The sequence below is a fragment of the Stetteria hydrogenophila genome (assembly GCF_054657575.1).
On the sequence record NZ_BAAHYL010000001.1, the window covers coordinates 214,065 to 236,815 of the forward strand.

Sequence of the window (22,751 nt, forward strand, 5' to 3'; positions counted from 1 at the left end):
GCCTTACCGGTGCCTAAGCGTTAAGGCGGCTACAAATGGCTTCGCCCCATCAGTGCCGGCAAGATATAGGGATCCGTCGCGGTAGGCTACCTTGAAGAGGGTGACCCCGCGCCCGAGCTCTGGCTTGGCGGATGCTTCGAGACCCCAGGCAGTCCCCGCGGCGTCGCGCGCCTTGACTAGGTCAACCTCGTAGCCCCCGTGCCCTGTGCTGGCGTGTGCCAGCACCGCCAGGGTGTCCCCTGCGGCGGCGGCTGAGACGGGGTACTCGCGGCCGCCTATGAGGTATACAAAGTACGTGCCGAGAGCGCTGCTGGATTTGATTACCGCTATGCTTCTGGCTTTTGTGGAGTTGCTGGTTAAGTTGCTGGCAACGCCGACTACCGCGAGCCTCCCGCCTACGCTGGTGAGGCCCGTGATATTCGCGTGGAGCCAGTGGGGCATGTCTTCCTCTACTGCGAGCCGCCCGTCGGGGGTGAAGCAGTAGATGCTGTTCAACGTGGCGGCGCAGGCTAATCCCTCCGGCGTCAGGGTTGAGTCTATGAAGTACCCGCTCTCATTGAGCACCCTGCTCCAGCCGCCGTCGTGGGGGCCTAGGGCTATGGCTATGGGCCTAACGCCGCCCCCGCCGCTCACACCCCCGAAGACTATGGCCTCACCCTCCACCAGCTCGACGCCGCTAACGTCTACTGTGGAGGGGTCTACCCTACCGAAGACGGTCGAGCCGGCGGGTTCCAGTGTTGAAGGGTTGCACGCCACCAGCCTCACGTAGCCTTCTCCGTCGACTAGTATGACGGCCACTGAACCGTTGCGGATGGCGAGCGAGGCGTACCTCACCGGCTCCATTGTGATGAGCCTCTTAGCCTGTAGCTCGCCCGAGCCAGCGTTCAGCGAGTAAACCACCACGGAGCCGTTGTCCAGCTCTACGAGCGCGTAGACGGAGCCGTTCCACGCCTCGACGTCGGCTACGAACCCGTTTAAGGCGCCCCGCCACGCCCACCTCACGCTGGCCCCCAAGGCCTCCTGGCGCTCTCCCAGAGCCCCGCTGAGGCCAGCGAGCAAGGCGGCGGCAACGGCCAGCGCGGCCAGTAGGGCCGCGAGCCCTCGCGGCGGCAACGCTTCCCCCAGAGGGTTCAGAGACCCGTTGAGGGTTTAAGTTATTATTAAATCAAACAATCGCCCCGAAGAGGAGAGGAGACTCCGGCTAGTAGATCATTATCCACGTGGCGGGGGGCGAGTCCTGGCTATGAGAGGGATCCCCGACGTACTCTATGATTAGGTATATGCCTGTCTCCGTCGGCGGGGTGAAGGCGCCCGTTGACGGGTCTACGTCGAGCACCGCGTAGGCCTGCGAGTCGCTTACGAGTGAGGGGACCGGTATGCTAATCGCGGTCTCTAGGGAGCCGCTCGCCTTTATGATGTAGAGGACTCCATTGGGCTCGACGGGGTTTATGGCCGCCTTTATCCCCCCCACGATCGGTGCTAGGCCCCTATATGTTTCCCCGAGCTGGCTCACTGTGAGGGTGGAGCGGGCCAGGGCAACTATGTAGTTCGAGCCGTCCTCTAGATCCGTGATTTTGACTAGTACGGGCATCGAACGCGGGTCTAGCTGGAACGCCTTGACCGTGGTAACGTTCCAGATGTGCCTAGTCTCCTCCCGGTAAGGGCCGTCATGAGAGGTAGAGGTGTACGAGATATTGAGCCTAGTGGTGAATGGGATCCACGCCCCCAGCCGTGCCTCGACCGAGTAGTTTGCCCCCTGGACGGGAAATATTCTGGGGTCCCCGCTTATGGACCTCCTCAGAGTCTCATTACCTGCTGTTATGACGAGTTCCACCATGTCCGCGTTGCCGCGCATGTAGGCGAGCACCGCCCGGGTGAGCGGGTCATCCGCCTTCAGCCTCACGGGTAGCAGGGAGTACTCTATGGCCCCGCTTACTGGTAGGGAGGCCCTGGCGGGCTTGCTCACGTTAACCTTGACCGCCTCCCTCAGCCAAATATTGGTCTCAAAAACCACGTTCTTAGCGTCAGCAGTAGAGGCGATCAGGATTAGCGGCCCCCACGTGGCAAATTCGCCCCAGGCCGTGGCGGAGACCTTGAATTCTGTCGTGCGCGACAGCTTGTCGTAGATGCATGCCCCGCTTGCGTTCACGGTGAAGCTGGATTCTGGGGCGAGCACTAGTGGCAGGGTGAATGATAGATTAGTGTAGGGGCAGTATTTCCTTGGATCGCTGTAGTCGAGCTTTAGGGTGGGAGTGGCGAGCCCGCTGACTATGTACGAGCCGTTGGATTCGAAGAATAAGCCTGCCAGGCATGCCCCGCTCACGCATGTTATCTTGGCGTACACCGGTATATCGTCTCCTAGGTCGGTGTGGAACGTGAACAGGTAGCGCTCCCCTGGACTCGTGAACACCGCTCTCCCCAGAAGCTGGTCATCGGCGTTGTAGACCTCGACTGAAACGTCGGCCAAGCCGGGCGCGAGGTAGAAGCTCCCCGTGATCCTTACCTTATAGTAGGCCACCGTATACACATCGTTTGGCTCCCGTATGACCTCGTACGCCGGGGCGTCGCCGGGTACTACAGTATACTTAACCCCGCCGTTGTAGAGGGTCATGCGGCTAGTAGCTCCCTGCGCGGCCTGCGTGGAAGACTGGCTTGAGGCGCCGCGTTTAAGTATATCGACTACATTACAGTCAACGTATCCATGCTCGAGGTACTTGAGGTCGTCCGGATTCAGGTTGCCCGCCTTGGCCCGCGGGTCCTGGAGGGGTGAGTAGGTGATTACGGCTCCCGACCCGGTTACCAGTGCTATGTACACCGGCTCGCACCTGTAGCCCTTCACGAGCGTCAGCGTGAGAGCCGAGTCTATGGGCTTGGAGACGTTGATGACTCTGACGCTGCCGTTAACCACCAGCACGACGCTTTCCACGTTAACAGGCTTAACCGGCACTACCCGGAGGACAAGGTCTCCGCCCGAGAGGTCGGGCATCATCAGGGGGGCCGCTATCACGTCCTCTACTCTCCCCGCAGCCGTTGAAGCCTCCTCTTTCAGGCTCTTGACCGCCTTCGTGTAGAGGCCTGCATACGCCAGCGCCGCAGCTGTAATCGCGGCTAGGAGTATCAGCGACCCGAGGACCTCGCTTAAGCCCCTCCCGCGGCGCAAGCGCTTGCACCGACAGAATGAGGCGCCTAGGCCCCAGGGGGAGGGATCCCCGGAGCCGGAGACTAGCGATGCACGCAGGAGGCGGGCGACTAAAGAGGCGACTCCACGACCCCGCTACGTTCTTTGACGCTTCCTGCACGTGAGGCGGTGGGGGGCGGACGGGTTGCCGTGCTCTAGGCCGCCTGCGCCGCGGCGGCTAGACCTCAGCGTTTGCCCCGGGGATTCCCTCGCGCCTGCGCTCAGTGCAGAGCCTCGCCGCCTTGCCTGGTAGCGACTTGGCTAGCTCTGCGGCGACGTCGGCCGCGTTGAGCTTCCTCGGCACGTGGGCCATCCCGGCCTCCCCGTGGCCGCCTCCCTTCCCGCCGAGCTTCTCCGCCACGTAGCGGGCTATCTCCGCCGCTGAAACCCCGGCCTCCAGCGCCCTCCTCGACACTCTCACTGAGACACGCGTCTCCTCGCCCTTCGAGGAGACGACGACGGCGACGTCCGCCCCAAGCTCTAGGAGCGCCCTGGCGGCGCTCGACTCGAAGGAGCCGACGTGGGTCACCGCCACTATGTAGTCCCTACAGAACCTCCCGATGACCGCCCTCTGGGCGGCCTTGAGCCTGGCGATCCTCTCCGAGACATCCATGTCCGCCGGGCGCTTGCCCCTCCCCAGGATGCTGACCACTCTACCGTAGTCGCCGCCCCACTTGATGAGCAGGGAGGCGGAGGCGAACGCCTCGCTGTCAGCCCTCAAGAACCTCCTGGTGTCGTGGATGATGCCGGCTAGGGCTAGGGAGGACTCGTGGGGCGACAGCCTCCCACCCATTGCTAGGAGCACCCTTAGGGCGAGCTGCGTTGCGGTAGCGGCCCCGGGCTCGTGAACCGCCGCCTTCGCCATCTCGACGAGGTCCCCGGGTTCGTGGTGGTCTATCAGCACGACCGACCCGGCTGACCTTAGCTCCTCCTCCCCCAGCCCCACCTGGGTGGAGTTCGACGAGTCCACAATAACCACTACTGCGCCGCCGAGATCCTCCCTCCCCGGGGCTCCGCTGCACTCCATGGAGGCCAGGTCCACGGAGAAGGCCTCGGCCACGCTCCTCGCGGCGCTGCTCACGCCCTCGGGGAAGAATATGCAGGGCCTGCAGCCGGCAGCCTCCGCCGCCCTGTAGGCTATCACCGCCGACGCCACGGCGTCCGGGTCCGCGTTTCTATGCGTTACGATCAAGCACCTCCCCGCCGACCTTAGCTCCTCCACCACCCTCCCTACGCCGCCTTCTAAGGTACCTTCTGACAACATCCCTGGCAGCCTCCAGCGCCTCCTCCACCACGGCATCCAAGTCGACTCCCGGAGCGCCGCGGGTGGCCTCAACGTCGACGACTACCTCTAGCAGCCTCTCCCGGGTGTAGACTAGCTTCACGGTCACGAAGAAAGCCGACGCCCTCCTCCCAAGGAGCCTCTCTAGAATCCTCCTGACCTCTTCCTCTACCTCAAAGGCGAGCCTGCTGACGTCGATGGAGTCACCCTGCCGAGGCTCCCTCCTTTCCAAGCCTTGACACCATGGACTGTATTTCCTTCTCCAGCCTCTCAACCTCCTCCCTGAACTTTTTCTCGAAAGCCTCCAGTTTCTTCAGCCTGATCTCGGCCGCCGTCTTCCTCTCCTTAAGCTCGTTCAACAGCTCATCCCTGGAAACCTTGACTAGCACGCCGCCAACCATCTTGAATAGGAGGGCGTCGTCCTTCAACCCCTCCACCACCGAGATGGTCTCCTCTAACTCCCTGAGCAGCGCCTCGTAGCTGCTCTTCTGCTGCAGCACCGATGCCAGGTTGTTCCTGGCCTGCGCGAGCTTCTCCAGTTTAACCTGGACTTCGGGCGGCACCCTTTCCACCAAGCCCGCGGCACCCTCTCATAGCGCCAAGCGCTTTACGCTAAAATAAGCTGTGGGAAGCCGGCCCTTAGCCCATCCCTCCGGCCTCTCTCACTGCGTTGTACGCGGCGTGGGCCAGGTAGAGGAAGGAGTTCATCAAGGCCCTCATAGATCCTAGGTCCCGTGGCTCCAGCTCGATAACCACGCACCCCCTGCCCTCGTCGAGGGCGACGCTTACTCTGCCCCTCTTGGGGCTCGGCTGGGCCTCCTCGGCTTTGAGCGACGCGTAGATGGCCCTAGCCTCCCCGGGGTTGCCGGGGCACAACTCTACAACCAGCCTCAAGGCTCACCTCCACCACTCGAGCCAGCCCTCGTTCTCACCCTTTATCATGCGGGACGGCTTCCTCAGCTTAACCCGGGGGCCCACGCGCCTCCCGGCCTCCTCGAACTCGGCTACAACCAGGTCGTCCGCCTTGCTCAGGACTACCACCACGTCGCCGGCCCTAGGCTTCCTCCCCCCAGCTAGCAGGCGGGCGTTGAAGGCTCTAATGAAGGCCTCAACGTACTCGTCCAACTCCTCGTCCCCGGCGCCCGCCACGAGCAGCCGGCGCGGCCTGGCGGGCGTGGGCCTCCCCAGCTCCCTGGAGAGGGCGACGCCCGCCACTATGAACGTGACTATGTTCCGGAGCGGCGACGCCGCCCCAAGGGTGGGCTCGTAGACCCGGATAATGCTAGGGTTACCCCTCCGCTCCCCCACCACTACTACCCTATCCGCCCCCCGGGTCCTGGCTGCGATCGCTAGCTCCTCGAGGGTGAGGTGGCCCCTTGTAAGCCTCTCAGCCCCAGGCAGGACGGCCACTAGGTCCTTGACGAAACTGCGGGTCCTGGGGGAGGGGGCCCTGCTGGTAGTGACGATGATCGACGTCATCTCCTCTGCTTAGCCGGGAACGAGTCGCTCCTCACAATGTAGCCCGTGAAGTAGCCCGCCAACCCGCTCCTCGGGGTGTAGGCGCCGCCGGCCCACACGGCGCCGCACTTCCTGCAGGACCAGATCCCCACGGATACCCTGTAGACTGTCCCCGTGGAGCCGCAGAAGGGGCAGACGTGCTTGGCGTACCTCCTCTCTAGCACCTCCTTTACCCGCTTCCTAACGCTGACCCCGTACCTGGGCCCGTACCTGCCCACGATGCCGACGGTCTTAGTCCTCCCCATCTCAGCTACCCCCGCTTACGCCTGCCACCGCCTCCTCCAGGGCTTTAAAGTAGACCCCCGCAGCCCTCCAGCCCAGCTCCATGGCCTTCTCGAGGTCCGCGGTGGTGATGCCTCCCGGGCCGGTCTTCTGCGCGCCGACCAGCCTCCCCTGCTCGTCGAAGGCTAGGACTAGCCTGGCGTCCGCAATGCTCTCCTCCTCGAAGTCGGGGTCGACTATTAGGTATTTGCCGACCTTGGCCAGCGTGACGGTTACAACCTTGTGCCTCACCGGCAGGGGCCCCTCGGAGCCGCTCCTATCCACCACTATCTCGCCCGTCTCCAGCTCCTCGTAGCGTGGGAGCCTAGCGTTGAGGAGGGCGGCCATCGCCGCCAGCATCGAGGCGTCGAAGATGTTGCCGTCGTGGTCCAAGATGTAGAGGTCCACCCAGACCACCCAGACCTTCTCGCCCGGCCTTATGACTAGCTTGCTAAGGTCGACGGCTCCAACCTCCCTCAGGCTCCTGTCCACGACCCTGGCCAGCTCTATTGCGTTCTCGTCTGGCGCCCCGGGCTCGAAGAGCGGGCTGGCGACTGGCACGAATTCAGCGTGAACCATCAGCACGCCCTGGTCAGGCATGTCCCTGAACGGGGTTCCAACGTCGATCTTGACCCCCGCCATAACCTGCGTGTTCCCCAGCCTTATGTGAGCGCTGCCCTCAGCCTTCTCGACTACTCCAAGCTCGATGCTCACGTTGCGCGGGCTCTCCGGGCCCCTGGTCCCGTCGAGCCTTAAACCCTTAGCTATGAGGCTCTCCAGCATCTCCCGCTTGTACAAGGGTATAGTCGGGAGCCTGAACGGCGTCACACTCAACCCTGCGCACCCCTGCTAGTCGTACTTCGCCCTCAGCGCCTCCTTCTCCATATCAACTATTCGGTTGATGGCCTTCAAAGCCATATCCATAGCCTTCCTGACCTCGTCCCTCGTCAGCACCCCGTTCAGCTGGAAAAGCGTTATCAACCCGATGTCCGGCGCGGCCGCCACGGGCATGTCGGCTTCCCCGGCCGAGTCTTCAACCTCGTCAACGTCCAGTACGAGGACGCCGTTGACTTTGCCGACGGCCACGCCCCCCACCAGCGCCTTCATGGGGATCCCGGCGTCCGCCAGCGCTAGGCTGGCGGCGGTCACGCTCGCAGTCCTCGTGCCTCCATCCGCCTGGAGCACTTCTATGAACACGTCGATCATGGTCCGGGGGAAGTACTCCGTGAGGAGCACGGGCTCGAGGGCCTCCCTTATCACCTTCGACAGCTCTATCTCCCTCCTAGAGGGAGCCGGGCTCTTGCGCTCGCTCGTCGAGAACGGGGCCATGTGGTACCTTACCCTCAGCACGGCCCTGTCGGGGAGCACCATGTACTTCTGGACCGGCTCACGGGGCCCGTAGACCGCGGCTAGAACGCGGGTCCTGCCGAACTCGACAAGCGCCGAGCCGTCGGCGTTATACAGCACACCCACCTGCATCCGGACGGGTCTCAGTTCGTCGGGCCTCCGTCCGTCGTGTCTGAGGCCCTCCTCGCTTATCAGTTGAACCTGAGCCTTACCCATGCGCTACACCCCTCTAGCAGCCCTCTCCTCCCTGATCATCCTCCTTATACGCTCAGTTAACCCGGCCTTATGAGCCTCCTTCTCGATCATTTTAACCGCCACGACAACTATATCCTCCAGCCGCTCGTCCTTGCACTTAACGTGTACCCTGCCATTGACCGCTACGAACAGGTTGCACCCTGTCTCCTCCTTAATCATGTTAATCATGCTACCCCTCCGCCCAATCACCCTGGCGACCTTGGCGGGGCTTATCGTGACCACCTTGCCCTCCGTTATCCTCCCAAGGCCCCCGTCCTGCACTGTTAGAAGCGGGTTCCTCGACCTGTCGAAAGCCACGACCTTGGCCTTGACGTAGTCGCCTACCTTCAGCAGCTTGGCGGGGTCATCGGTCGCCGGGTTGAACGGCCTGCCCAGGAAGTCCTGGATATTCAGGACAGCCTGGTAGGGGGAGTTTATGTCCACAAACCAGTTCGTCACCCCAATGCCGGATACAATCCCTATAACGACGTCGCCTGGCTTCGGGATGTAGATGGCCTCAAGCGGGGTGTAGACGATCCTCTGATCCTTACGCTCCAGGATACCCATCACGGTAGCGATTTTCCTGCCCCCAACATCCACAACGTAAGGCTCCTCACCCTCAACGCTGGCGTCCAGCTCCTCGCCGGGAACCACTATCCTTCGAAGGCTTCCAGCCAACTCCCGGATTTACCCCCATAACGCTTTATCCACACTACCCCGTCGACCCAAGCGGTTTTAATCCATTAGGAGCAGGCTCCCCGGGGCCTCAGCGTGGCGTCCTAAAAGAAACGACGCTCCCCACGAAGGATCCCGGCCGGCCCGGGAGGGAGCTAGTGGGGCGTGTTCCCGCCGGCTGCTAGCTTATGCCCTTGACGGTTATCGTCGCGCCTCCCTTGGCTATGCCCTGGATCCTGTTAATCACTTCAACCTGGGTCCCGGCGGGTACCTCGATCTCGGCCTTGAGGCTGCCGTCGTGGAGCCACTCCGTCTTCTTCACGTCACCCATCCTCTGCAGCTCCCTGTACGCCCTCCCGCTGTACTGGGGCGGGATCACTACCTCCAGCAACGCCTTCGAGAGCTTGATCGGCATCACCCTAGACAGGGCCTTGACTATGGCGACGGCCTGGGTCTCAGCGTCCTTGAAGGGGTCGATCCCCACGCCCAGCTCTTCGAGAGCCGCCTCTATCCTCTTCTCCGGTATAGGCTTCCCAGTCTTCGGGTCAACAGCGTTCCTGGCGATGTAGTTTATTATCTGCCTTTTCTTCGCCTCGATGAGCTTCCTCCGCTGCTCGCTCGTCAGCTGGATCTCGCCCTTCCTCAATATGATTTCAGCGACGCGCCTAGGGTCATCGGTTCCAAAAGCCTTCTTGAGAGCGTCAGGGCTCGCCTTGAGTCCCTTCCTGTGGTCCCTGTAGATCGTGTCCGTCCAAAGCACGTCGTCGAGGCTGACATTCTCGCCCTCGCGGAACCTGAAAGCGTACTCGGGCCTGACCAGCACTTCAAACCGCTGCCCCTTAACCTCCATCCAAGCAACTATAAAGTCGTGCTTCCTAGTCAACCCTAAACCCACCCCTCCCCTCCCGGGGACCCCTAGTCATGGTAATATCCACGTTCTACACTTAAATCGGCTCCCAAGAGGGTTTCAACCCTACCATCAAGGCCTAGAGCACCGGCAAGGCTCCCCCTTAAGGGGAGAGGCCTGGAAGGCGTTGCTCCAGGATGGCTGCTTAGCCCGCTTGACCCCGGCGGCTCATCCATCCGTGCTGGGTGGCCTTGAGGTTTGATGGTAGACCGGCTTCGCTGCCCTCCGGGGCAGCCTGCCCGGCGACGCTGCAACCGCTAGGAGGGCTGTGGGAGAGGTGGAAGCCCGCGCCACGTAATGGCGGGGGCGGCTAGTCTAGGCTGCCCTTAACGCGGTCTATTATCTTCTTCAACTCGTCGGGCTTCATTATGGTGAAGACCGGCCTGTCCACCGTTATGTAGCCTACCTCGATCATTTTGTGGAACTCGCTGAGCACCTCCTCTTTAGGCTCGTTGGTGGTGGCGAGCCTTGACTTGAGGAGTGTTTTCACCGCCAGCTCCAGCGTTGAGTCGAGGTCCATGTCGCGCCTGTACTCCTTCTCCAGTATGCCCTCGGCTACCTCTCCCCCTATCCCTATGGCTATGGCGTAGTAGCTGAAGTACTGGCCCCCGGGCTCGGTCCGGAAGAGCTGGGTCTTGCCGTTGTCGACGCCGCCGAAGATCAGCGCCACCCCGAAGGGCCTAACGCCCCCGTGCTGGGTGTAGGCCTGCTTCAAGTCGGAGATCGCCTTGACTACGTACTCCACCGTGGCGGGCTCGCCGTAGATCAGCCTGTGCCTGGCCGCCACTAGCCTGGCGTAGTCGACTAGAACCCTCCCGTCGCTCCCCATGCCCGCGAACGTGACTCCTATGTGCTCGTCCACCATGCTAACCTTCGCGATGCCCTCGAGGTCTATAAGCGGGATCACCTTCCTCTTCTCGGCGGCGATGACCACGGCGCGGTCCGTCCTGATCCCGAGGCAGGTCCAACCCTTCTTCACGGCCTCGAACGCGTACTCGACCTGGTACAGCTTACCTTCCGGGGAGAATATCGTGATCGCCCTGTCATACGCCGTCGCCGGGGGTATCCCCAAAGCCACGCCTGAGCACCACCCGCTCCGGGTGCCAGGCTAAGCTTAAAGTCCTACGCTTAAAGCCCCATGCAATGCTAGCCCGGCTCGCCGGCGACCGCTTCAGCCCACGTGAAAACGCCGCGGCATCGGAGGACTCGTCTTCCCGGCGGGTGCGGCGTCGATTACCGCTATTAATCCCGGGCGCCGCCACGCCGCGTTTTGGGATGATGACGCCGTCCCAGACTGATGGGTGATTGACTCACGACAGTCTGACCCTGAAGGGTTTTGGAGGGGTGGATGCGGTTGACGTGGCTCCACGTCGCGCTGCTAGCCGCTGCAACGGGGTTCCTGGCCGGCCTCGCCGCCTCTCTGGCCGCGACGCGCCCCCTGGCGAGGAGGCTCTCGAGGGCCGCAGGCCTCCTCGAGCTGGCCCTACGGCTTGAGGCGAGGTACCGGGAGGCCGCCAGGCTTGCTAGGAGCCTGTCGAGGAGGCCCAGGAGGAGGTACATAGTCTTCGAGGTAATCCCCGCCGAGGCCGCTGACGCGGGCTCACTTGAGTCCGCTATAAGAGAGACTCTGAAGGGGCTCACCGGAGTCGTCGGCCTGGCCGAGTCTGGCGTGAAGCTGATCGAGTACCAGCCCGGGAGTGGGCGGGGGATCCTCAGGGTGAGGGCTGGCTACAAGTACGCCGCGCTGGCCGCTCTGGGGCTGGTGAGGAGGATTAACGGGCGCCGCGTCCTCATCGCACCCCTGGCTACGACGGGGAGCATTAAGAGGGCTAGGAGGCTCGTCACCTCCTAGCGGCGGCCGCCACTATCTTGATCACGTCCCCGTCCTTGAGCTGGTAGGACTCGCCGAGCCTCCTCTTAGTCCTAGCGTCTATGGCGTAGAGGAAGGTCTTCCCGAGGTCGGTGTGGATCCTGTAGGCTAGCTCCCTGGCAGTGGTGCCCCTCGGCACCAGGACCACGTCCGGGAGCACCCTCCCCTCCCTGTCAGTGTACCTGTTCACGTCCTCCACGGGGTACACCGCTATCATCCCCAGGACGCCGAAGACAGCCTCGTTTATCGCCTGCTGCACGCCGGTGCCGCCCCACTTCCTGAGGACCCTCTCCCTTATCAGCTCCAGAGCCTCGCGCTGCCTCCCCGTCAGCTTGGACTCGTCCACCACCTCGAAGTCGGGGTCTCCGGGCTTGTACTTGACGATGCCCGCCCTGGCGGCCCTGCGGAGGATTAGCTCCGAGAGGGCGCTCGTGGGGACCACGGGGATCCCCTTCGGCTCGAGGGCCTCCTTGAGCCTCCTAACCCCCTCAGCCGCGGCCGGCACGTCAACCTTGTTCGCGGCCACCACTATAGGCTTCGCTATCCTCCTCAGCGTCCTCATGAACTCCCTGAGCTCGTCGCTCGTCCAGGTGGATAGCTTCCGCCCGGCCAGCCCGGTCTCCTCGAGCGCCCGGGCCACGCTAGCCTTCGTAATACTCAACCCCGAGAGGCGCTGCGCGAGGGCGCCGGCCACGTCGGTGACTCCACCCGTGTCGACCGTCTTGGCGAACTTCTCCCAGTCCTTCGATATGATCCCGTACATCCACTCGTCCACCTCGCGTATCATCGACTCAACCTCCTCCACGGGGTCGTACGTCCCCGGCTCCGCCGGCACCCCCTCGGGGCTCGTCGCCCCGCTCGCGTCGACAACGAGTATCAGGACGTCAGCCCTCCTCAGGTCGTCGAGGAACCTGTTCCCCAGCCCCCTCCCCTTGTGGGCTCCCGGCACCAGGCCCGCGACGTCCATGAGTTTGACGGGGATGAACCTGTCCCCGTCGATGCAGATACTATTCCGGGCGTCGCACTTGGGGAGGCCCAGGTCTACGTGGACGCACCTCTTCCTAACGTAGCCAACCCCCACGTTGGGCTCTATGGTGGTGAAGGGCCTATTCTCTATCGCCACGCTCAACTCGGTGGCCGCGGCGAAGAACGTGGACTTCCCCACGTTGGTCTTGCCAACGACACCTATGAGTATGTCGGACGCCTCCAACCCGCCACAACCCCGTTGGGAGGGGGTACTGGGCAGGGAACCATTAATACCCGCGGCCGGGAGGCTTGTGCCGGGGAGGGTGCCGACGCGGTGGCGCTGGGGCTGTACCACTACCTGAGGATGCAGTGGAAGAGGCCCTACGACGGCGAGCACGGCGAGCTGATGAGGCAGAGGCTGATGGAGTGGAGGAGGCAGCCGGCCATTGTTAGGATTGAGAGGCCGACTAGGCTTGACAGGGCCAGGGCGCTGGGGTACAAGGCTAAGCAGGGCGTGATAGTGGTTAGGGTCAGGGTTAGGAAGGGCGGCAGGAGGAAGCCCAGGCCCAACAAGGGCAGGAGGCCTAAGAGGATGGGAATCTACGGCTTCGCCCCGGCCAAGGGCCTCCAGGTCATGGCTGAGGAGAGGGCGCAGAGGAAGTACCCCAACATGGTGGTGCTCGCGAGCTACTACGTGGGCGAGGACGGGCTGTACAAGTGGTACGAGGTCATAATGGTCGACCCACACCACCCCGCGATCAAGAGCGACCCCGAGCTCAAGTGGGTGGCGAGCGGCAAGCACAAGTGCAGGCCCTGCCGCGGCCTCACCCCCGCGGCCAGGAGGGCTAGGGGCCTCAGGGCAACGAGGGGCCTGAGGGGCACGCACAAGTACAAGTGGAAGAAGAAGGCGAAGGAGAGGAGGCTGAAGAAGCGCCACGAGGCGAGCAGGGGCGCCAGGCTGATAGCGCCGGACGAGATAAGGGAGAAGTACCACAAGGGCGACCTGCAGTAGCCCCTCGCCCGCTAGCCCTTTAGGCCTCCAGCCCCCCTCCTCCACCACACCGGGAGCAGCTAAGGGGCCAGGGGGCGGGAGTGCGGGCCTTGCCGGTCAGGTCGGTTGAGGCCAGGGTCTTCGTCCACGCGACTGAGGATAAGGACAAGGTGTTGAAGGCGCTCCTCGAGATACTGCCGGCCGAGCTGAGGCAGGAGGTTAGGGTGGCGGAGGAGAGGCTGAGCGGCCACTACGGGAACCCTATAACGAAGCTGACGCTCCGCGTGGAGGGGGACGCCGCGCTGAGGGTTGTTGAGTACCTCTTCTCCAAGCTCTCCCCCGCGGATAGGGGCCTGCTCGCCTCCAGCATCGAGGACCGCGTCGACAGGCATGGGACGTTCTACCTGAGGCTCAGCAAGCAGGAGGCGTACCAGGGCAGGATCTACGTCTACGAGTCCGACGACGTGATAAGGGTCTCCATCCACTACTCCGGCAGGAGGAGCAGGGCGCTGAAGGACTACGAGAAGCTGCTGAGCGGGCAGGCGTGAGGTCCCGCCGGGATGGGGCTCCGGGCGTTCTACGACCTCTCAGTCAGGCCCAGGACGGTGGAGGAAGCCGTCTCCCTGCTTAGGGTGGCCGCCCGCCTAGGGGTTAAGGGTGTCGCCGTAGAGTCCACGGTGTTCGAGGGAGACCTGGGCGAGGTTGAGCGGGAGGCGTCCAGGCTCGGGGTCAGGGTGTTCCTAAGGCACACCGTCTCTGCCGCGACTAGGAGGGAGGCTAGGAGGGGCATCGACTCCGCGCCGCGCAACGCTATAGTGGTGGTGGAGGCTAGGAGCCTGGAGGTTCTGCGCTACGCGGCGGTGAATAAGAGGGTTGACTTGATCAGGCCGGGCCCCGGACTGGAGGCGTACGCGACCGACAGGAGCCAGGCGCGCCTCTTCCGCGAGAGGGGCTGGGGCTTCGTGGAGGTCACGCTCAGGCCCCTAACGGTGAGGGGTCTCAGGGAGGACTCGTGGCGCAGGATCCACTTGATGATCCGCAGGGGCTTCGGCAACGGGGTCAGCCTGGTGTTCGTGAGCGACGCAAGCGAGCCGGGGGAGCTGTGGAGCCCGGCCGGCATCGCCGGGATCCCCGTGGTGGCCGGGATCCCGGAGCACGCCGCGCTCTCCGCGGTCTACAACAACCCCTACCGGGCGCTGGCCAGGAGGTACGGGGCTAGCCCGGGTTAGCCCATGGCGTCCAGGTACGCCTTGTACTCCAGTCTGAGGGTCTCGAGCCTGGCGTAGGGGTGCACCGCGACCCTGTGCCAGGGGGGATCCTCCCTCGGATCCATGCCGGCCAGGTACCTCTCGACTTCAACCCCCAGCGCCTTCGCCGCCGCCCTGAAGCCCCCGAGGCCCCCGCCCCTCCTGCCCCACTCGACCACCAGCTCCGACGCCTCGGGGCCTCCGCGGGCGATCACCGCCTGCGCGACTGCGTACCGCGGGTCGTAGGCGTCAACCTCCACCCCCAGCCGTGCGAGCCTCCTCCTGAGCATGCTTATCCTCCTGCGCAGCTCGCCGAGCGGCGCCATCGGCGCCCACTGCAGGGGCGTCACCGGCTTGGGGATGAAGGGGTTCACCGAGACCTTCACCCTCCCGCCCCTCGAGGCCGCCACCCTCTGGGCCCCGGCCACCAGCTCGACCGTGGCCTCCAGGTCCTCCTCCGTCTCCCCCGGGAAGCCTGTTATGAGGTACATCTTCACGCTCCTCAACCCGGCCGCCACGGCTGTCTCGACGGCCTCCAGCACCCTCTCGTTGCCGGCGTACTTGTTTATCGCCCTCGCCACCCTGCAGCTGCCCGTCTCGGGGGCTATGGTTAGGGTCCTCTGGCCCCCGGCGGCGATCAGCCTGGCCCTCCTCTCCGTGAGCGTCTCCAGCCTGAGGCTAGGCACGGAGACCTCGAGTCCGAGGGCTTCCACTGCGTGCTCCAGGGCCCGCTCGGCAGCCGGGTTGTCGAAGAATGCGAGGCTGTAGAACGCGACCTTGCCCACCCTGTTAACCCTGACGCCTTCCTCCATGAGCTCGAGTATGCGCTTGAGGCTCCTGTCCCGCTTGGGCCTGAATATGAAGCCCTCCATGCAGAACCTGCAGCCCCTCGCGCAGCCCCTCGTAGTCTCCAGCATGAAGCTCCTGCCCCAGACGGGCTCCACGCCCCTCGGGATCTCCTGCCTCACCGGGTACCACGCCGAGTCGAGGTCGCGAGCGTAGACCCGCGTCACCGGCTCGTTCCCGAGGCTGGGGACGTAGACGCCGTCGACCTGGGCGAGGGCCTCGAGCCTCGACTTCCTGGAGGGGTAGCCCAGGGCGTCGATGATGTCGTGGAAGACCGGCTCCACCTCGCCTATGAGCACCGCGTCTACTATCCCCGAGACGGGGAGGGGGTTAGCGGTCACCGCGGGGCCCCCGGCGATCACCACGGGATCCTCCTCGCCCCGCTCCCCCGCCCTCACGGGTACCCTGAGCTGGTCCAGGAGCCTGACCATGTCCGGGTACATGAGCTCGTAGGGGAGGCTGGCGAAGAGGGCGGTGGGCGGCCTGTACCTCCCCGGGCTCCAGGGTTCCTCCTCCATGAATACCTCGGTGTACGGGATCCCCTCCCCGGCGAGGAGCCCCTTGAGGAGGTGGTAGGCTAGGCTGGAGAGCGCGGCCCGGTAGGGGGCCGGGTAGGCTATCCCGACGAGGGGCCTCCGCACTTAAACACTCCACCCCTCGGGACGTCCCTGTAGACCACGCAGCCCGGGTAGACCACGGCGTGTGATCCTATCTTCACCCCCGGCATTATGGACACGTTCACACCCGTCTGCGCGTAGCCGCCTATCACCGCCCCCAGCTTCCTCAGCCCCGTGTCCACCCGGGCCCCCCTCACGGTCATCTTGACCGTCCCCCTGTCGAAGCGCAGGTTCGCGGTAACCGTCCCTGCCCCTAGGTTGGCGTGCTCCCCAACAATGCTGTCGCCGACGTAGTTGAGATGCGGGATCCTGGCGTGCTCCATGACCAGCGAGGCCTTCACCTCGCTAGCGAAGCCCACCCGGGCCCCCTCGAGTATGACGGTGTAGGGCCTCACATGCGCCCCGGGGCCCACGGCCGCCCCCCGGGCTATGTAGGCGGGGCCCTCGACCACCGTGTGCGGGCCCACGACCGCGCCCTCCTCGACCACCACCGGCCCCTCGAGCACCGCGGTGGGGTGGACCTCCCCCTCCACCCTCGGCTCCACCCGCTCCAACTCGGCCCGGTTCGCCTCCAGCAGGTCCCACGGCCTCCCGATGTCCCTCCACGCCCCCGGCTCGGGGAGCTCGACCGCCGCGAGCTCCCCACGCCTCGCGATGCCGGCGAGGAGGTCCGTGAGCTCGTACTCTCCACGGGGGGATGGCTTGAGGCTCTTCAGGGCCTCAACGTCCTCCGCCCTCAGGGCGGCGACGCCTAGGAACACCTTCGCCCTCGGAGGCGCCCTCTCCCTGCCGGGCTTCTCCTCGAGCCCAGCCACCAGCCCGTCCTCGACTCTCACCACTCCGTACTCCCAGGGCCTGTCCGTCTCGCCCACGAGGATGGAGGGGGGCCTCATGGCTCTAACCGCCTCGACCGCCGAGCGGGCCAGGTAGAGGTCGGAGTAGACGACTAGAACGTCGTCCACCCCCGTCTCCTCCACCGCCCTCAGCACCGCGTGCCCCGTGCCGAGGGGCGCGCCCTGGTCGACGAACTCCAGCTCCACGCCCCCGCCGGCGCAGCGGGCTAGCTCCTCCGTGACCCGCCTCGTGTGGCTCGAGTAGACTACCACCACCTCCCTGGCGCCCGTGGCCTCGAGCGCCAGCCTGAGCTGCCTGCACGCCACGGGCTCGCCGAGTATCGGCATGAGGGGCTTGGGCCTGGTCTCGGTTAGCGGCTCAAGCCTCTCGCCCCTCCCCGCGGCTAGCAGCACCACCTTCAACCTCTCCACCCTCCCCTAGCTCCGAGAGCCTGTCGTGCAGCACCGTCGCCAGGGCTATGAGGGCGGCTGCCGCGGCGTACTCGGTGGAGAGCGTCACTCCCGGGGCTATGTCGACCACGAGGTCGGCGTACCTGTAGACCCCGAGGGGGATCCCCTCCCGGGAGCCTACGAGTATGTTCACCCTCCCCCTCCCCTTCACGATCTCCCAGAGCTTGTCGGCGACCCTGGAGACGGGCTCGCCCTCCGGCTCCAGGACTATTATCGGCTCCCCCCTCCTATCCCTCACGAGCTGGTGTATGTCCTGGACGTAGACCGGGACCCTCTCCGCCCTCCTATGGTAGCTCCTGGCCTGGACCTGGTACCTCGACTCGATCCCCTCGAAGACGCCGTTCAGGAACTCCGCGAGCTCCCTGCCGCTCACCAGGCCGGCGGGGGCCACGACGAGCTCCCGCACCTCGAAGTTCTGGACCTCCCTCCCTATCCTCACCCCCATGTTCCTGCAGGCGTCAAGGGGGCCGAGGTAGGGCATCTGCACGACAGCGATCCTCTTGAAGAGCCTGTAGACGGGGTTCTTGCCGGGCTTCATCTTCTTCCACTCGAAGGAGCCGGGGACTATTGAGATGAACGCGTCCCCTCCTATGATCTCGACGAGGACTATCTTGTCGGGGTAGGTGAGGTTCACGCAGGCCCCCGTCGCCTCCTGCACCGCCCTCCCGGCGGCGACGTTGACGTCTATGCTCGTGAAGCCGTGCCTCCCCCTCCTCGTCGTCCTCACCGCGAAGCACTCGTCACGCGAGATCCTCCCGGCCGCCAGCTCCGCGGCCTTCCTGGCTATCGCCTCCGGCTCCGCGGGCGCCCTTGCCTCGATCACTATGACCCTGTCCGCCTCCACCACCCTGTCCTCTATGAGCCTGGCGTCCCCCTGGGGATCCCGGCAGCCGTAGACGAGGACCAGGCCCTTGAAGCCCCTAGGCGAGGGCTGGGCCCTGAGCCAGGGGGCCTCCTCCTCGATCCTCGCCGCCGCCACGCGCTCGAGGCCCAGCTGGGTCTTCACCAGTATGCAGGGATCCCCGTTCAACCCCTGCCACCTAGGCTGTACTCCTCCACCAGCCACTCCGCCATGGCCCGGAAGGCTTTAGCCCTGTGGGAGTACCTGTTCTTCTCCTCCACCGTCATCTCGGCGTACGTCCTGCTCGACCCCTCCGGGGCGAAGATTGGGTCGAAGCCGAAGCCCCGGGATCCCCGGGGCTCCTCCACTATCACCCCGCAGGTCACCCCGGTGAAGACCTTCTCGTGGGGCGGGATCACGAGGGCGACTGCCGTCTTGAAGCACGCCCTCCTGTCCCGGGATCCCTCCAGGAGCTTCAGTATCCCCCAGACCCCAAGCGTCTTGTAGACGTAGCTAGCGTACGGCCCGGGGAACCCGTTGAGGGCGGCGACCTCGAGCGCGGTGTCGTCCACCGCCACGGGCCTCCTGAGCTGGGCGTAGGCGTGGCGCGCCGCGGTGAGCGCTATCTCCTCGACGCTCTCGCTCTGCACCTCGAGCTTGCCCACGCCCGCCGCTTCAAGCCTCAGAGGGTACCCTCTAAGCGCGTCCCTCGCCTCCTCCAGCTTGTGCCTGTTCCCCGTCACCAGGTAGATCACGGCCTCCAAGGCTTGGTCACCCCATCCTGGCCCAGACGCTGCGCCTCCTAGCCTCGACGTACCTACCCCTCAGCCTGATCTCCTCGGCCCTCTCCAGCACCTCCCCGGGGTTCGGGGCGGTCTCCCTGTAGCCCTCAGTGAACTCCTTGAAGGCTTGGGGGGCGTGGCTGGCGTGGGCGCTCTCGAGGCTCCTCCGGTAGAGGTGGATGTCCACCGCCCTCTCCTCCAGCGACTCCGAGAAGTCGGCGAGCCCGAAGTCTATGGCGTAGAGGCCCCTCTCCGTCTGGACCAGGTTGGAGGTGGTGTAGTCCCCGTGCACCACTCCAGCCCTGTGGATTAGGCCCAGGATCCTCCCCGCCTCCCTGGAGAGCGAGACGCCGAGGCCGGGGTCCCTGTTGAAGACCTCCCTCAGCGTCGGCCCCTCCAGGTACTCCATCACCACCAGCCCGGCGGCGGGGAAGACTGCGTAGACCCTGGGCACGCGGGCGCCGGCCCTCCGGGCGGCTATCATCACCCTCGCCTCCCTCCTCGTCCTCCTCAGCCTGAGGCTGGCGTCGAGGCGGGGGTGCATGTACCCCTTCGGCACCCTGAGCTTGTAGACCGCCCTCAGCCCCATGAAGGCCCCCACGTGGATCTCCGCCTCCGCGCCCCGGGCTACGAGGGGGAGCCTGGAGGCGCTCCCGGCTAGAAGCCTGGAAGCCACGGGTACCAAGGCACGTCCACCTCGTCGACCCTCCACCTCTGCCTCACGAACGCCCTCTCCGGCGGGATGGAGACGCCTGACCTGAGGGCGGCGAGGCCGGTGAGGGCTATCATGACCCCGTTGTCGACCGCGTACTCCCGGGCGACGGGCCTGAAGACCGCCCCCATCGACTCGGCCATGGCGGCCATCTTAGCCCTCAAGGGCTCGTTCGACGCCACGCCCCCGGTCACGGTTACCTCCCTCTTCCCCGTGTGGGCCAGGCACCGCTCGGTGACCTCGACCACGCTAGCGTAGGCTATCTCCCTCAGCGTGAAGCAGACGTCAGCCAGCCTCGCCCCCGACTTGAGGGCCTTCAAGGCCGCCGTGAGGAGGCCGGAGAAGCTCACGTCCTGCCCCTTAACCACGTAGGGGAACCCGTCCAGGAACTCCCCTCCCTCAGCGCACTGGTCGACCACGTGCCCCTTCTCGTTGAAGTAGGGGGGCGCTATCCCCGCCTCCCTGGCGAACGTGTCTAGGAGGTTCCCCAGGGCTATGTCGAGGGTCTCCCCGAACACCCTATACCTCCCGTCGAGGAACGTCGTGACCATAGTGTTACCCCCTGCAACGTAGAGGATCACCGGATCCCGCAGGCGGGCGGTGAACCTTGCTATCTCCAGGTGCGCGACGGCGTGGTTCACAGGCACCAGGGGCTTCCCCCAAGCAGCCGCCAGCGCCCTCGCAACGGTGGCGCCAACCCTCAGCGCAGGCCCGAGCCCGGGGCCGAGGGCGACCGCGACGCCGTCCACGTCCCTCGGCGAGACGCCCGAGGACTCTAGAGCCTCGCGAACCGCCCCCCCAGCGACCTCCGAGAAGAACGAGGCCACCTCCCTCGGCAGGATCCCGCCACTCCTGGGCCTGTAGCGCCTCCTCACATCCGCGAGGATGTAGGGGGGCTCATCGGAGACGACGCCCACCCCGAAGGTGTGCGCTGTAGACTCGATGCCAACCACTATCAAGCCACTGCACACCCCGCCGAAGAGGGCTGGACGGCGCGGTTTAACCAAGCGAGCTCCCGGGAGGCGAGAGGCCCCCGGGATCCCTTCCCCGGGGGGAGGGTTACTGCTTGCCCACGAACTCTGTGTAACCGCAGTAGCCGCAGTGCCACCTCTCCACGGGCTTCAGGTGGTGCGCCATCACCCTCCCGCAGCGCGGGCACTTCTTATTCTTCAGCCTGATCTTCCAGTTCTTCACGTCCACCTCGTAGTAGAGCCTCACCGCCGCTTTAACGCCCTGCTTACCCACCTAGACCACCCCCGGCTTACATGGCCTCAGGCTCCACTCCACCGTTCCTCTCAATAATATACTCCGGCTCGAACTGGAGGGCCCTCTCCTTGGAGTCGTAGATGTGGACCTGCACCCTCGACCTGCCGATGCCGTACTCCGTCCTTATCTCCCTCACGTAGACCCTGGAGATGTCGACGCCGTAAGCGTTGGCCACCGCTGACCTCAGGACGAACCTCATCGGCGTCGGCTTGAGGGTATGGTGCACGACAAGCGTCAGCTCCCTCCTCTTAATCACCGGGTTGTACCAGTCCCTCACAACCTCAGCCCAGACCCCTCCCCCTAAGTCTAGGCGCCTCGCCGCGCTGGCCTGGCTCAACTCCGCTTCACCGCCCCGGCCGGCCGTAACATTATGCAACCTTTATTACCCTTATCGCCGCGGCGGCCATTACCCCCAAGAATTCGTTAAACAATCATTGACGGCCACCGGGGGAGCCAGTTTTTGAGAATGAATGCAGCGAAGGCAACGCTGCCGCTTCCGGCTCGCGGGGGCCCGGGGGTTTACTGGCGGCTCTGCGAGCGTACAGCTCCTAGCCTGAGGTTCATGATGCTGTCAGCCGCGTCAGCCGACTCCCGCCGCGTGGTCCTCAAGACCACCACCCCCCGGCCCGGGAGCCCGTAGGCGACGAGGGATCCGGGGCTCGCGCACTCCAGCGCGACGAGTGCGAGCATGTCCTCCTCCCCCTTCACCCTTACCGCGACTCCCGGCTGCCGCGAGGCCTCGCAGACCGCCGCCCTCGCCTCGAGCGTTATCGACCCCGCCGGGTTCCAGGCCTCGACCAGCCTGTAGCCTGCTGCGCTCGGCGGCTCCGCCTCCCTCCTCCCGCTCCTCCCGTCGAAGACTATGGAGGAGCGGCTGGGGCCCAGGAGGGACTCGCAGAGGCGGGAGACGTGGTCCCCCACGCACACCGCCATCGCCGCACTCCCAAGTATGGCCGAGGGATCCCTGGCGAGCAGGCCCCTCGGGGTGGCGAAGAAGCCTCGCAGCTCCGGGGGGAGGAGGAGAGCGGGCGCCCAGGGCGTCAATGCCTGGCGACCACCCTTCCAGCGACTTTTATCGCGTAGATCCCGGGCTTCCTCTCCAGGACCCTGGCAACATAGCTGTTCTCATCCAGGATTATCACCATCCCCTCCCACTCGTCGGTGAACCTTGTGCCCCCGCAGACGGGGCACACCTCGACGTCCCTGAAGACTAGTGCCCCGCAGTGGAGGCACGCCTTGAGCAGAGGCCTCCTACGGGACCCTCTAGCCGGCACCAGCGCCACCCCCGCCCAGCTCCTTCTCAACCTGCTCCCTTACCCAGTCCTCCCTCCCAAGGTATGGCTGCCTCATCGTGAGGCCCACCCTGAACAGCCTTGCCCTCCTCGACTCCTTACCTATCTGCACGATCCTAGCCCTAACCACGTCGTCTATGGACACGATGCGGCCGGACTCGACGCCCCTGAAGCCGCTCCTGTCCGGGAGGAGCTCAACCCTCTCATCCATTATCTGGGTCCTGTACACTAGGCCGTCGACCGGGCCGAGGTTGACGAAGATGCCCTGCTCCCTGGCGTCGACCACCTTACCCCTCACGACTTCCAGGTTGACGGGTTTGTAGGCCAGCACCTTGTAGCGGGTCAGCAGGTACACCTTCGGGTCCTCGTAGAGTAGCAACCCGTCCCCGAGCACCTTGGCCTCCAGCACGGCGACGAAGATGCCGTGCTCAATGGAGCCGGTGCTCTCCATGTTCTCCCTAAGCGTCTCTAGCACCACCCTGTCAACGTTCTCCCCGCTATAGTAGGAGTCGGGGTCGACCCCCACCCACTCCTCGAACTCGTACACTATGTACAACCACAGCACCCCCGGGGCTACGGGGCCGCGCTAGCCGGAGGCTGGTTATATCGCTAAGA

Annotated in this window: 29 protein-coding genes; 4 read left to right on the forward strand and 25 right to left on the reverse strand. The window is 64.8% G+C overall.

Translation table 11 applies throughout. The features are described 5' to 3' along the window. Positions 1–3 precede the first annotated feature (3 nt). The 13 genes from ACYQ3J_RS01120 to psmA all read right to left on the reverse strand — a co-directional run bounded on the left by ACYQ3J_RS01120 (position 4) and on the right by psmA (position 10,480). Positions 4–1,113: a hypothetical protein gene (locus ACYQ3J_RS01120; RefSeq protein WP_460123333.1), complete on the reverse strand. Its 1,110-nt coding sequence runs from the start codon at positions 1,111–1,113 to the stop codon at positions 4–6. Between the two features lie 88 nt (positions 1,114–1,201). After that, positions 1,202–3,160 (reverse strand): hypothetical protein, encoded by a 1,959-nt coding sequence (locus ACYQ3J_RS01125; protein WP_460123336.1) that lies wholly within the window; start codon positions 3,158–3,160, stop codon positions 1,202–1,204. A gap of 196 nt (positions 3,161–3,356) precedes the next feature. Then, positions 3,357–4,400, reverse strand: coding sequence for a DHH family phosphoesterase (locus ACYQ3J_RS01130; protein ID WP_460123339.1), 1,044 nt, complete (start codon positions 4,398–4,400; stop codon positions 3,357–3,359). Beyond that, positions 4,354–4,692: a hypothetical protein gene (locus ACYQ3J_RS01135; RefSeq protein ID WP_460123342.1), complete on the reverse strand. Its 339-nt coding sequence runs from the start codon at positions 4,690–4,692 to the stop codon at positions 4,354–4,356. Before ACYQ3J_RS01135 ends, ACYQ3J_RS01130 begins: the two co-directional genes overlap by 47 nt. Continuing rightward, positions 4,664–5,032: a prefoldin subunit beta gene (locus ACYQ3J_RS01140; RefSeq protein WP_460124552.1), complete on the reverse strand. Its 369-nt coding sequence runs from the start codon at positions 5,030–5,032 to the stop codon at positions 4,664–4,666. Before ACYQ3J_RS01140 ends, ACYQ3J_RS01135 begins: the two co-directional genes overlap by 29 nt. A gap of 67 nt (positions 5,033–5,099) precedes the next feature. Next, entirely contained in the window at positions 5,100–5,354 is a 255-nt protein-coding gene (locus ACYQ3J_RS01145; RefSeq protein ID WP_460123345.1) for a KEOPS complex subunit Pcc1, read from the reverse strand. A gap of 3 nt (positions 5,355–5,357) precedes the next feature. Then, positions 5,358–5,939, reverse strand: coding sequence for a Brix domain-containing protein (locus ACYQ3J_RS01150; RefSeq protein ID WP_460123348.1), 582 nt, complete (start codon positions 5,937–5,939; stop codon positions 5,358–5,360). Further along, positions 5,936–6,223 carry a 50S ribosomal protein L37ae gene (locus ACYQ3J_RS01155; RefSeq protein ID WP_460123351.1) on the reverse strand — a complete coding sequence of 96 codons (288 nt, stop codon included), beginning with the start codon at positions 6,221–6,223 and terminating at the stop codon, positions 5,936–5,938. Before ACYQ3J_RS01155 ends, ACYQ3J_RS01150 begins: the two co-directional genes overlap by 4 nt. Position 6,224: 1 nt before the next feature. After that, a complete protein-coding gene (gene rrp42, locus ACYQ3J_RS01160; protein ID WP_460124555.1) occupies positions 6,225–7,067 on the reverse strand; it encodes an exosome complex protein Rrp42 in 843 nt (280 codons plus the stop codon). Between the two features lie 21 nt (positions 7,068–7,088). Then, positions 7,089–7,802 (reverse strand): exosome complex exonuclease Rrp41, encoded by a 714-nt coding sequence (rrp41, locus tag ACYQ3J_RS01165; RefSeq protein ID WP_460123353.1) that lies wholly within the window; start codon positions 7,800–7,802, stop codon positions 7,089–7,091. 3 nt (positions 7,803–7,805) lie between these two features. Continuing rightward, entirely contained in the window at positions 7,806–8,498 is a 693-nt protein-coding gene (rrp4, locus tag ACYQ3J_RS01170; protein ID WP_460123356.1) for an exosome complex RNA-binding protein Rrp4, read from the reverse strand. Positions 8,499–8,676: 178 nt separating this feature from the next. After that, positions 8,677–9,378 (reverse strand): ribosome assembly factor SBDS, encoded by a 702-nt coding sequence (locus ACYQ3J_RS01175; protein WP_460123358.1) that lies wholly within the window; start codon positions 9,376–9,378, stop codon positions 8,677–8,679. Positions 9,379–9,712: 334 nt separating this feature from the next. After that, positions 9,713–10,480, reverse strand: a complete 768-nt coding sequence (gene psmA, locus ACYQ3J_RS01180; RefSeq protein WP_460123361.1) for an archaeal proteasome endopeptidase complex subunit alpha — start codon at positions 10,478–10,480, stop codon at positions 9,713–9,715. Positions 10,481–10,756: 276 nt separating this feature from the next. Between psmA and ACYQ3J_RS01185 the strand changes: the two genes are divergently transcribed. Then, on the forward strand, positions 10,757–11,254 hold the full coding sequence (locus tag ACYQ3J_RS01185) for an Rpp14/Pop5 family protein (RefSeq protein ID WP_460123364.1): 498 nt from the start codon (positions 10,757–10,759) through the stop codon (positions 11,252–11,254). Here the strand turns inward: ACYQ3J_RS01185 and ACYQ3J_RS01190 are convergent. Further along, on the reverse strand, positions 11,244–12,482 hold the full coding sequence (locus ACYQ3J_RS01190) for a redox-regulated ATPase YchF (protein WP_460123367.1): 1,239 nt from the start codon (positions 12,480–12,482) through the stop codon (positions 11,244–11,246). The two genes, ACYQ3J_RS01185 and ACYQ3J_RS01190, sit on opposite strands and share 11 nt — an antisense overlap. A gap of 90 nt (positions 12,483–12,572) precedes the next feature. On the opposite strand from ACYQ3J_RS01190, the gene ACYQ3J_RS01195 reads away from it, so the two are divergent. From ACYQ3J_RS01195 to ACYQ3J_RS01205, 3 genes are all read left to right on the forward strand, one after another. Beyond that, a complete protein-coding gene (locus ACYQ3J_RS01195) occupies positions 12,573–13,250 on the forward strand; it encodes a 50S ribosomal protein L15e (protein ID WP_460123370.1) in 678 nt (225 codons plus the stop codon). An 89-nt stretch (positions 13,251–13,339) separates the two neighbouring features. Next, entirely contained in the window at positions 13,340–13,777 is a 438-nt protein-coding gene (locus ACYQ3J_RS01200; protein ID WP_460123374.1) for an RNA-binding domain-containing protein, read from the forward strand. Between the two features lie 12 nt (positions 13,778–13,789). Then, positions 13,790–14,458: an RNase P subunit p30 family protein gene (locus ACYQ3J_RS01205; RefSeq protein ID WP_460123377.1), complete on the forward strand. Its 669-nt coding sequence runs from the start codon at positions 13,790–13,792 to the stop codon at positions 14,456–14,458. Here the strand turns inward: ACYQ3J_RS01205 and ACYQ3J_RS01210 are convergent. The 11 genes from ACYQ3J_RS01210 to ACYQ3J_RS01260 form a co-directional block, all read right to left on the reverse strand. Continuing rightward, positions 14,455–15,963, reverse strand: a complete 1,509-nt coding sequence (locus tag ACYQ3J_RS01210; protein WP_460123380.1) for a radical SAM protein — start codon at positions 15,961–15,963, stop codon at positions 14,455–14,457. The two genes, ACYQ3J_RS01205 and ACYQ3J_RS01210, sit on opposite strands and share 4 nt — an antisense overlap. Next, entirely contained in the window at positions 15,939–17,189 is a 1,251-nt protein-coding gene (gene glmU / locus ACYQ3J_RS01215; protein ID WP_460124558.1) for a bifunctional sugar-1-phosphate nucleotidylyltransferase/acetyltransferase, read from the reverse strand. The genes ACYQ3J_RS01210 and glmU overlap by 25 nt, the downstream gene beginning before the upstream one ends. Further along, entirely contained in the window at positions 17,152–18,309 is a 1,158-nt protein-coding gene (locus ACYQ3J_RS01220; RefSeq protein WP_460123383.1) for an SPOUT family RNA methylase, read from the reverse strand. Before ACYQ3J_RS01220 ends, glmU begins: the two co-directional genes overlap by 38 nt. After that, positions 18,270–18,839 carry an XTP/dITP diphosphatase gene (locus ACYQ3J_RS01225; protein WP_460124561.1) on the reverse strand — a complete coding sequence of 190 codons (570 nt, stop codon included), beginning with the start codon at positions 18,837–18,839 and terminating at the stop codon, positions 18,270–18,272. Before ACYQ3J_RS01225 ends, ACYQ3J_RS01220 begins: the two co-directional genes overlap by 40 nt. A gap of 16 nt (positions 18,840–18,855) precedes the next feature. After that, complete coding sequence (locus ACYQ3J_RS01230; RefSeq protein ID WP_460124564.1) at positions 18,856–19,542, reverse strand: Kae1-associated kinase Bud32; 687 nt, start codon at positions 19,540–19,542, stop codon at positions 18,856–18,858. Continuing rightward, positions 19,524–20,537 (reverse strand): KEOPS complex N(6)-L-threonylcarbamoyladenine synthase Kae1, encoded by a 1,014-nt coding sequence (kae1, locus tag ACYQ3J_RS01235; RefSeq protein WP_460123386.1) that lies wholly within the window; start codon positions 20,535–20,537, stop codon positions 19,524–19,526. Before kae1 ends, ACYQ3J_RS01230 begins: the two co-directional genes overlap by 19 nt. A gap of 100 nt (positions 20,538–20,637) precedes the next feature. Further along, positions 20,638–20,823, reverse strand: coding sequence for a 30S ribosomal protein S27ae (locus tag ACYQ3J_RS01240; protein ID WP_460123389.1), 186 nt, complete (start codon positions 20,821–20,823; stop codon positions 20,638–20,640). 16 nt (positions 20,824–20,839) lie between these two features. Continuing rightward, complete coding sequence (locus ACYQ3J_RS01245) at positions 20,840–21,181, reverse strand: 30S ribosomal protein S24e (protein WP_460123392.1); 342 nt, start codon at positions 21,179–21,181, stop codon at positions 20,840–20,842. Positions 21,182–21,363: 182 nt separating this feature from the next. Then, entirely contained in the window at positions 21,364–21,888 is a 525-nt protein-coding gene (locus ACYQ3J_RS01250; RefSeq protein ID WP_460123395.1) for a DUF359 domain-containing protein, read from the reverse strand. After that, complete coding sequence (gene spt4, locus ACYQ3J_RS01255; RefSeq protein WP_460123398.1) at positions 21,885–22,118, reverse strand: transcription elongation factor subunit Spt4; 234 nt, start codon at positions 22,116–22,118, stop codon at positions 21,885–21,887. Before spt4 ends, ACYQ3J_RS01250 begins: the two co-directional genes overlap by 4 nt. Continuing rightward, entirely contained in the window at positions 22,108–22,683 is a 576-nt protein-coding gene (locus ACYQ3J_RS01260; RefSeq protein WP_460124567.1) for a DNA-directed RNA polymerase, read from the reverse strand. Before ACYQ3J_RS01260 ends, spt4 begins: the two co-directional genes overlap by 11 nt. Positions 22,684–22,751: the final 68 nt, after the last annotated feature.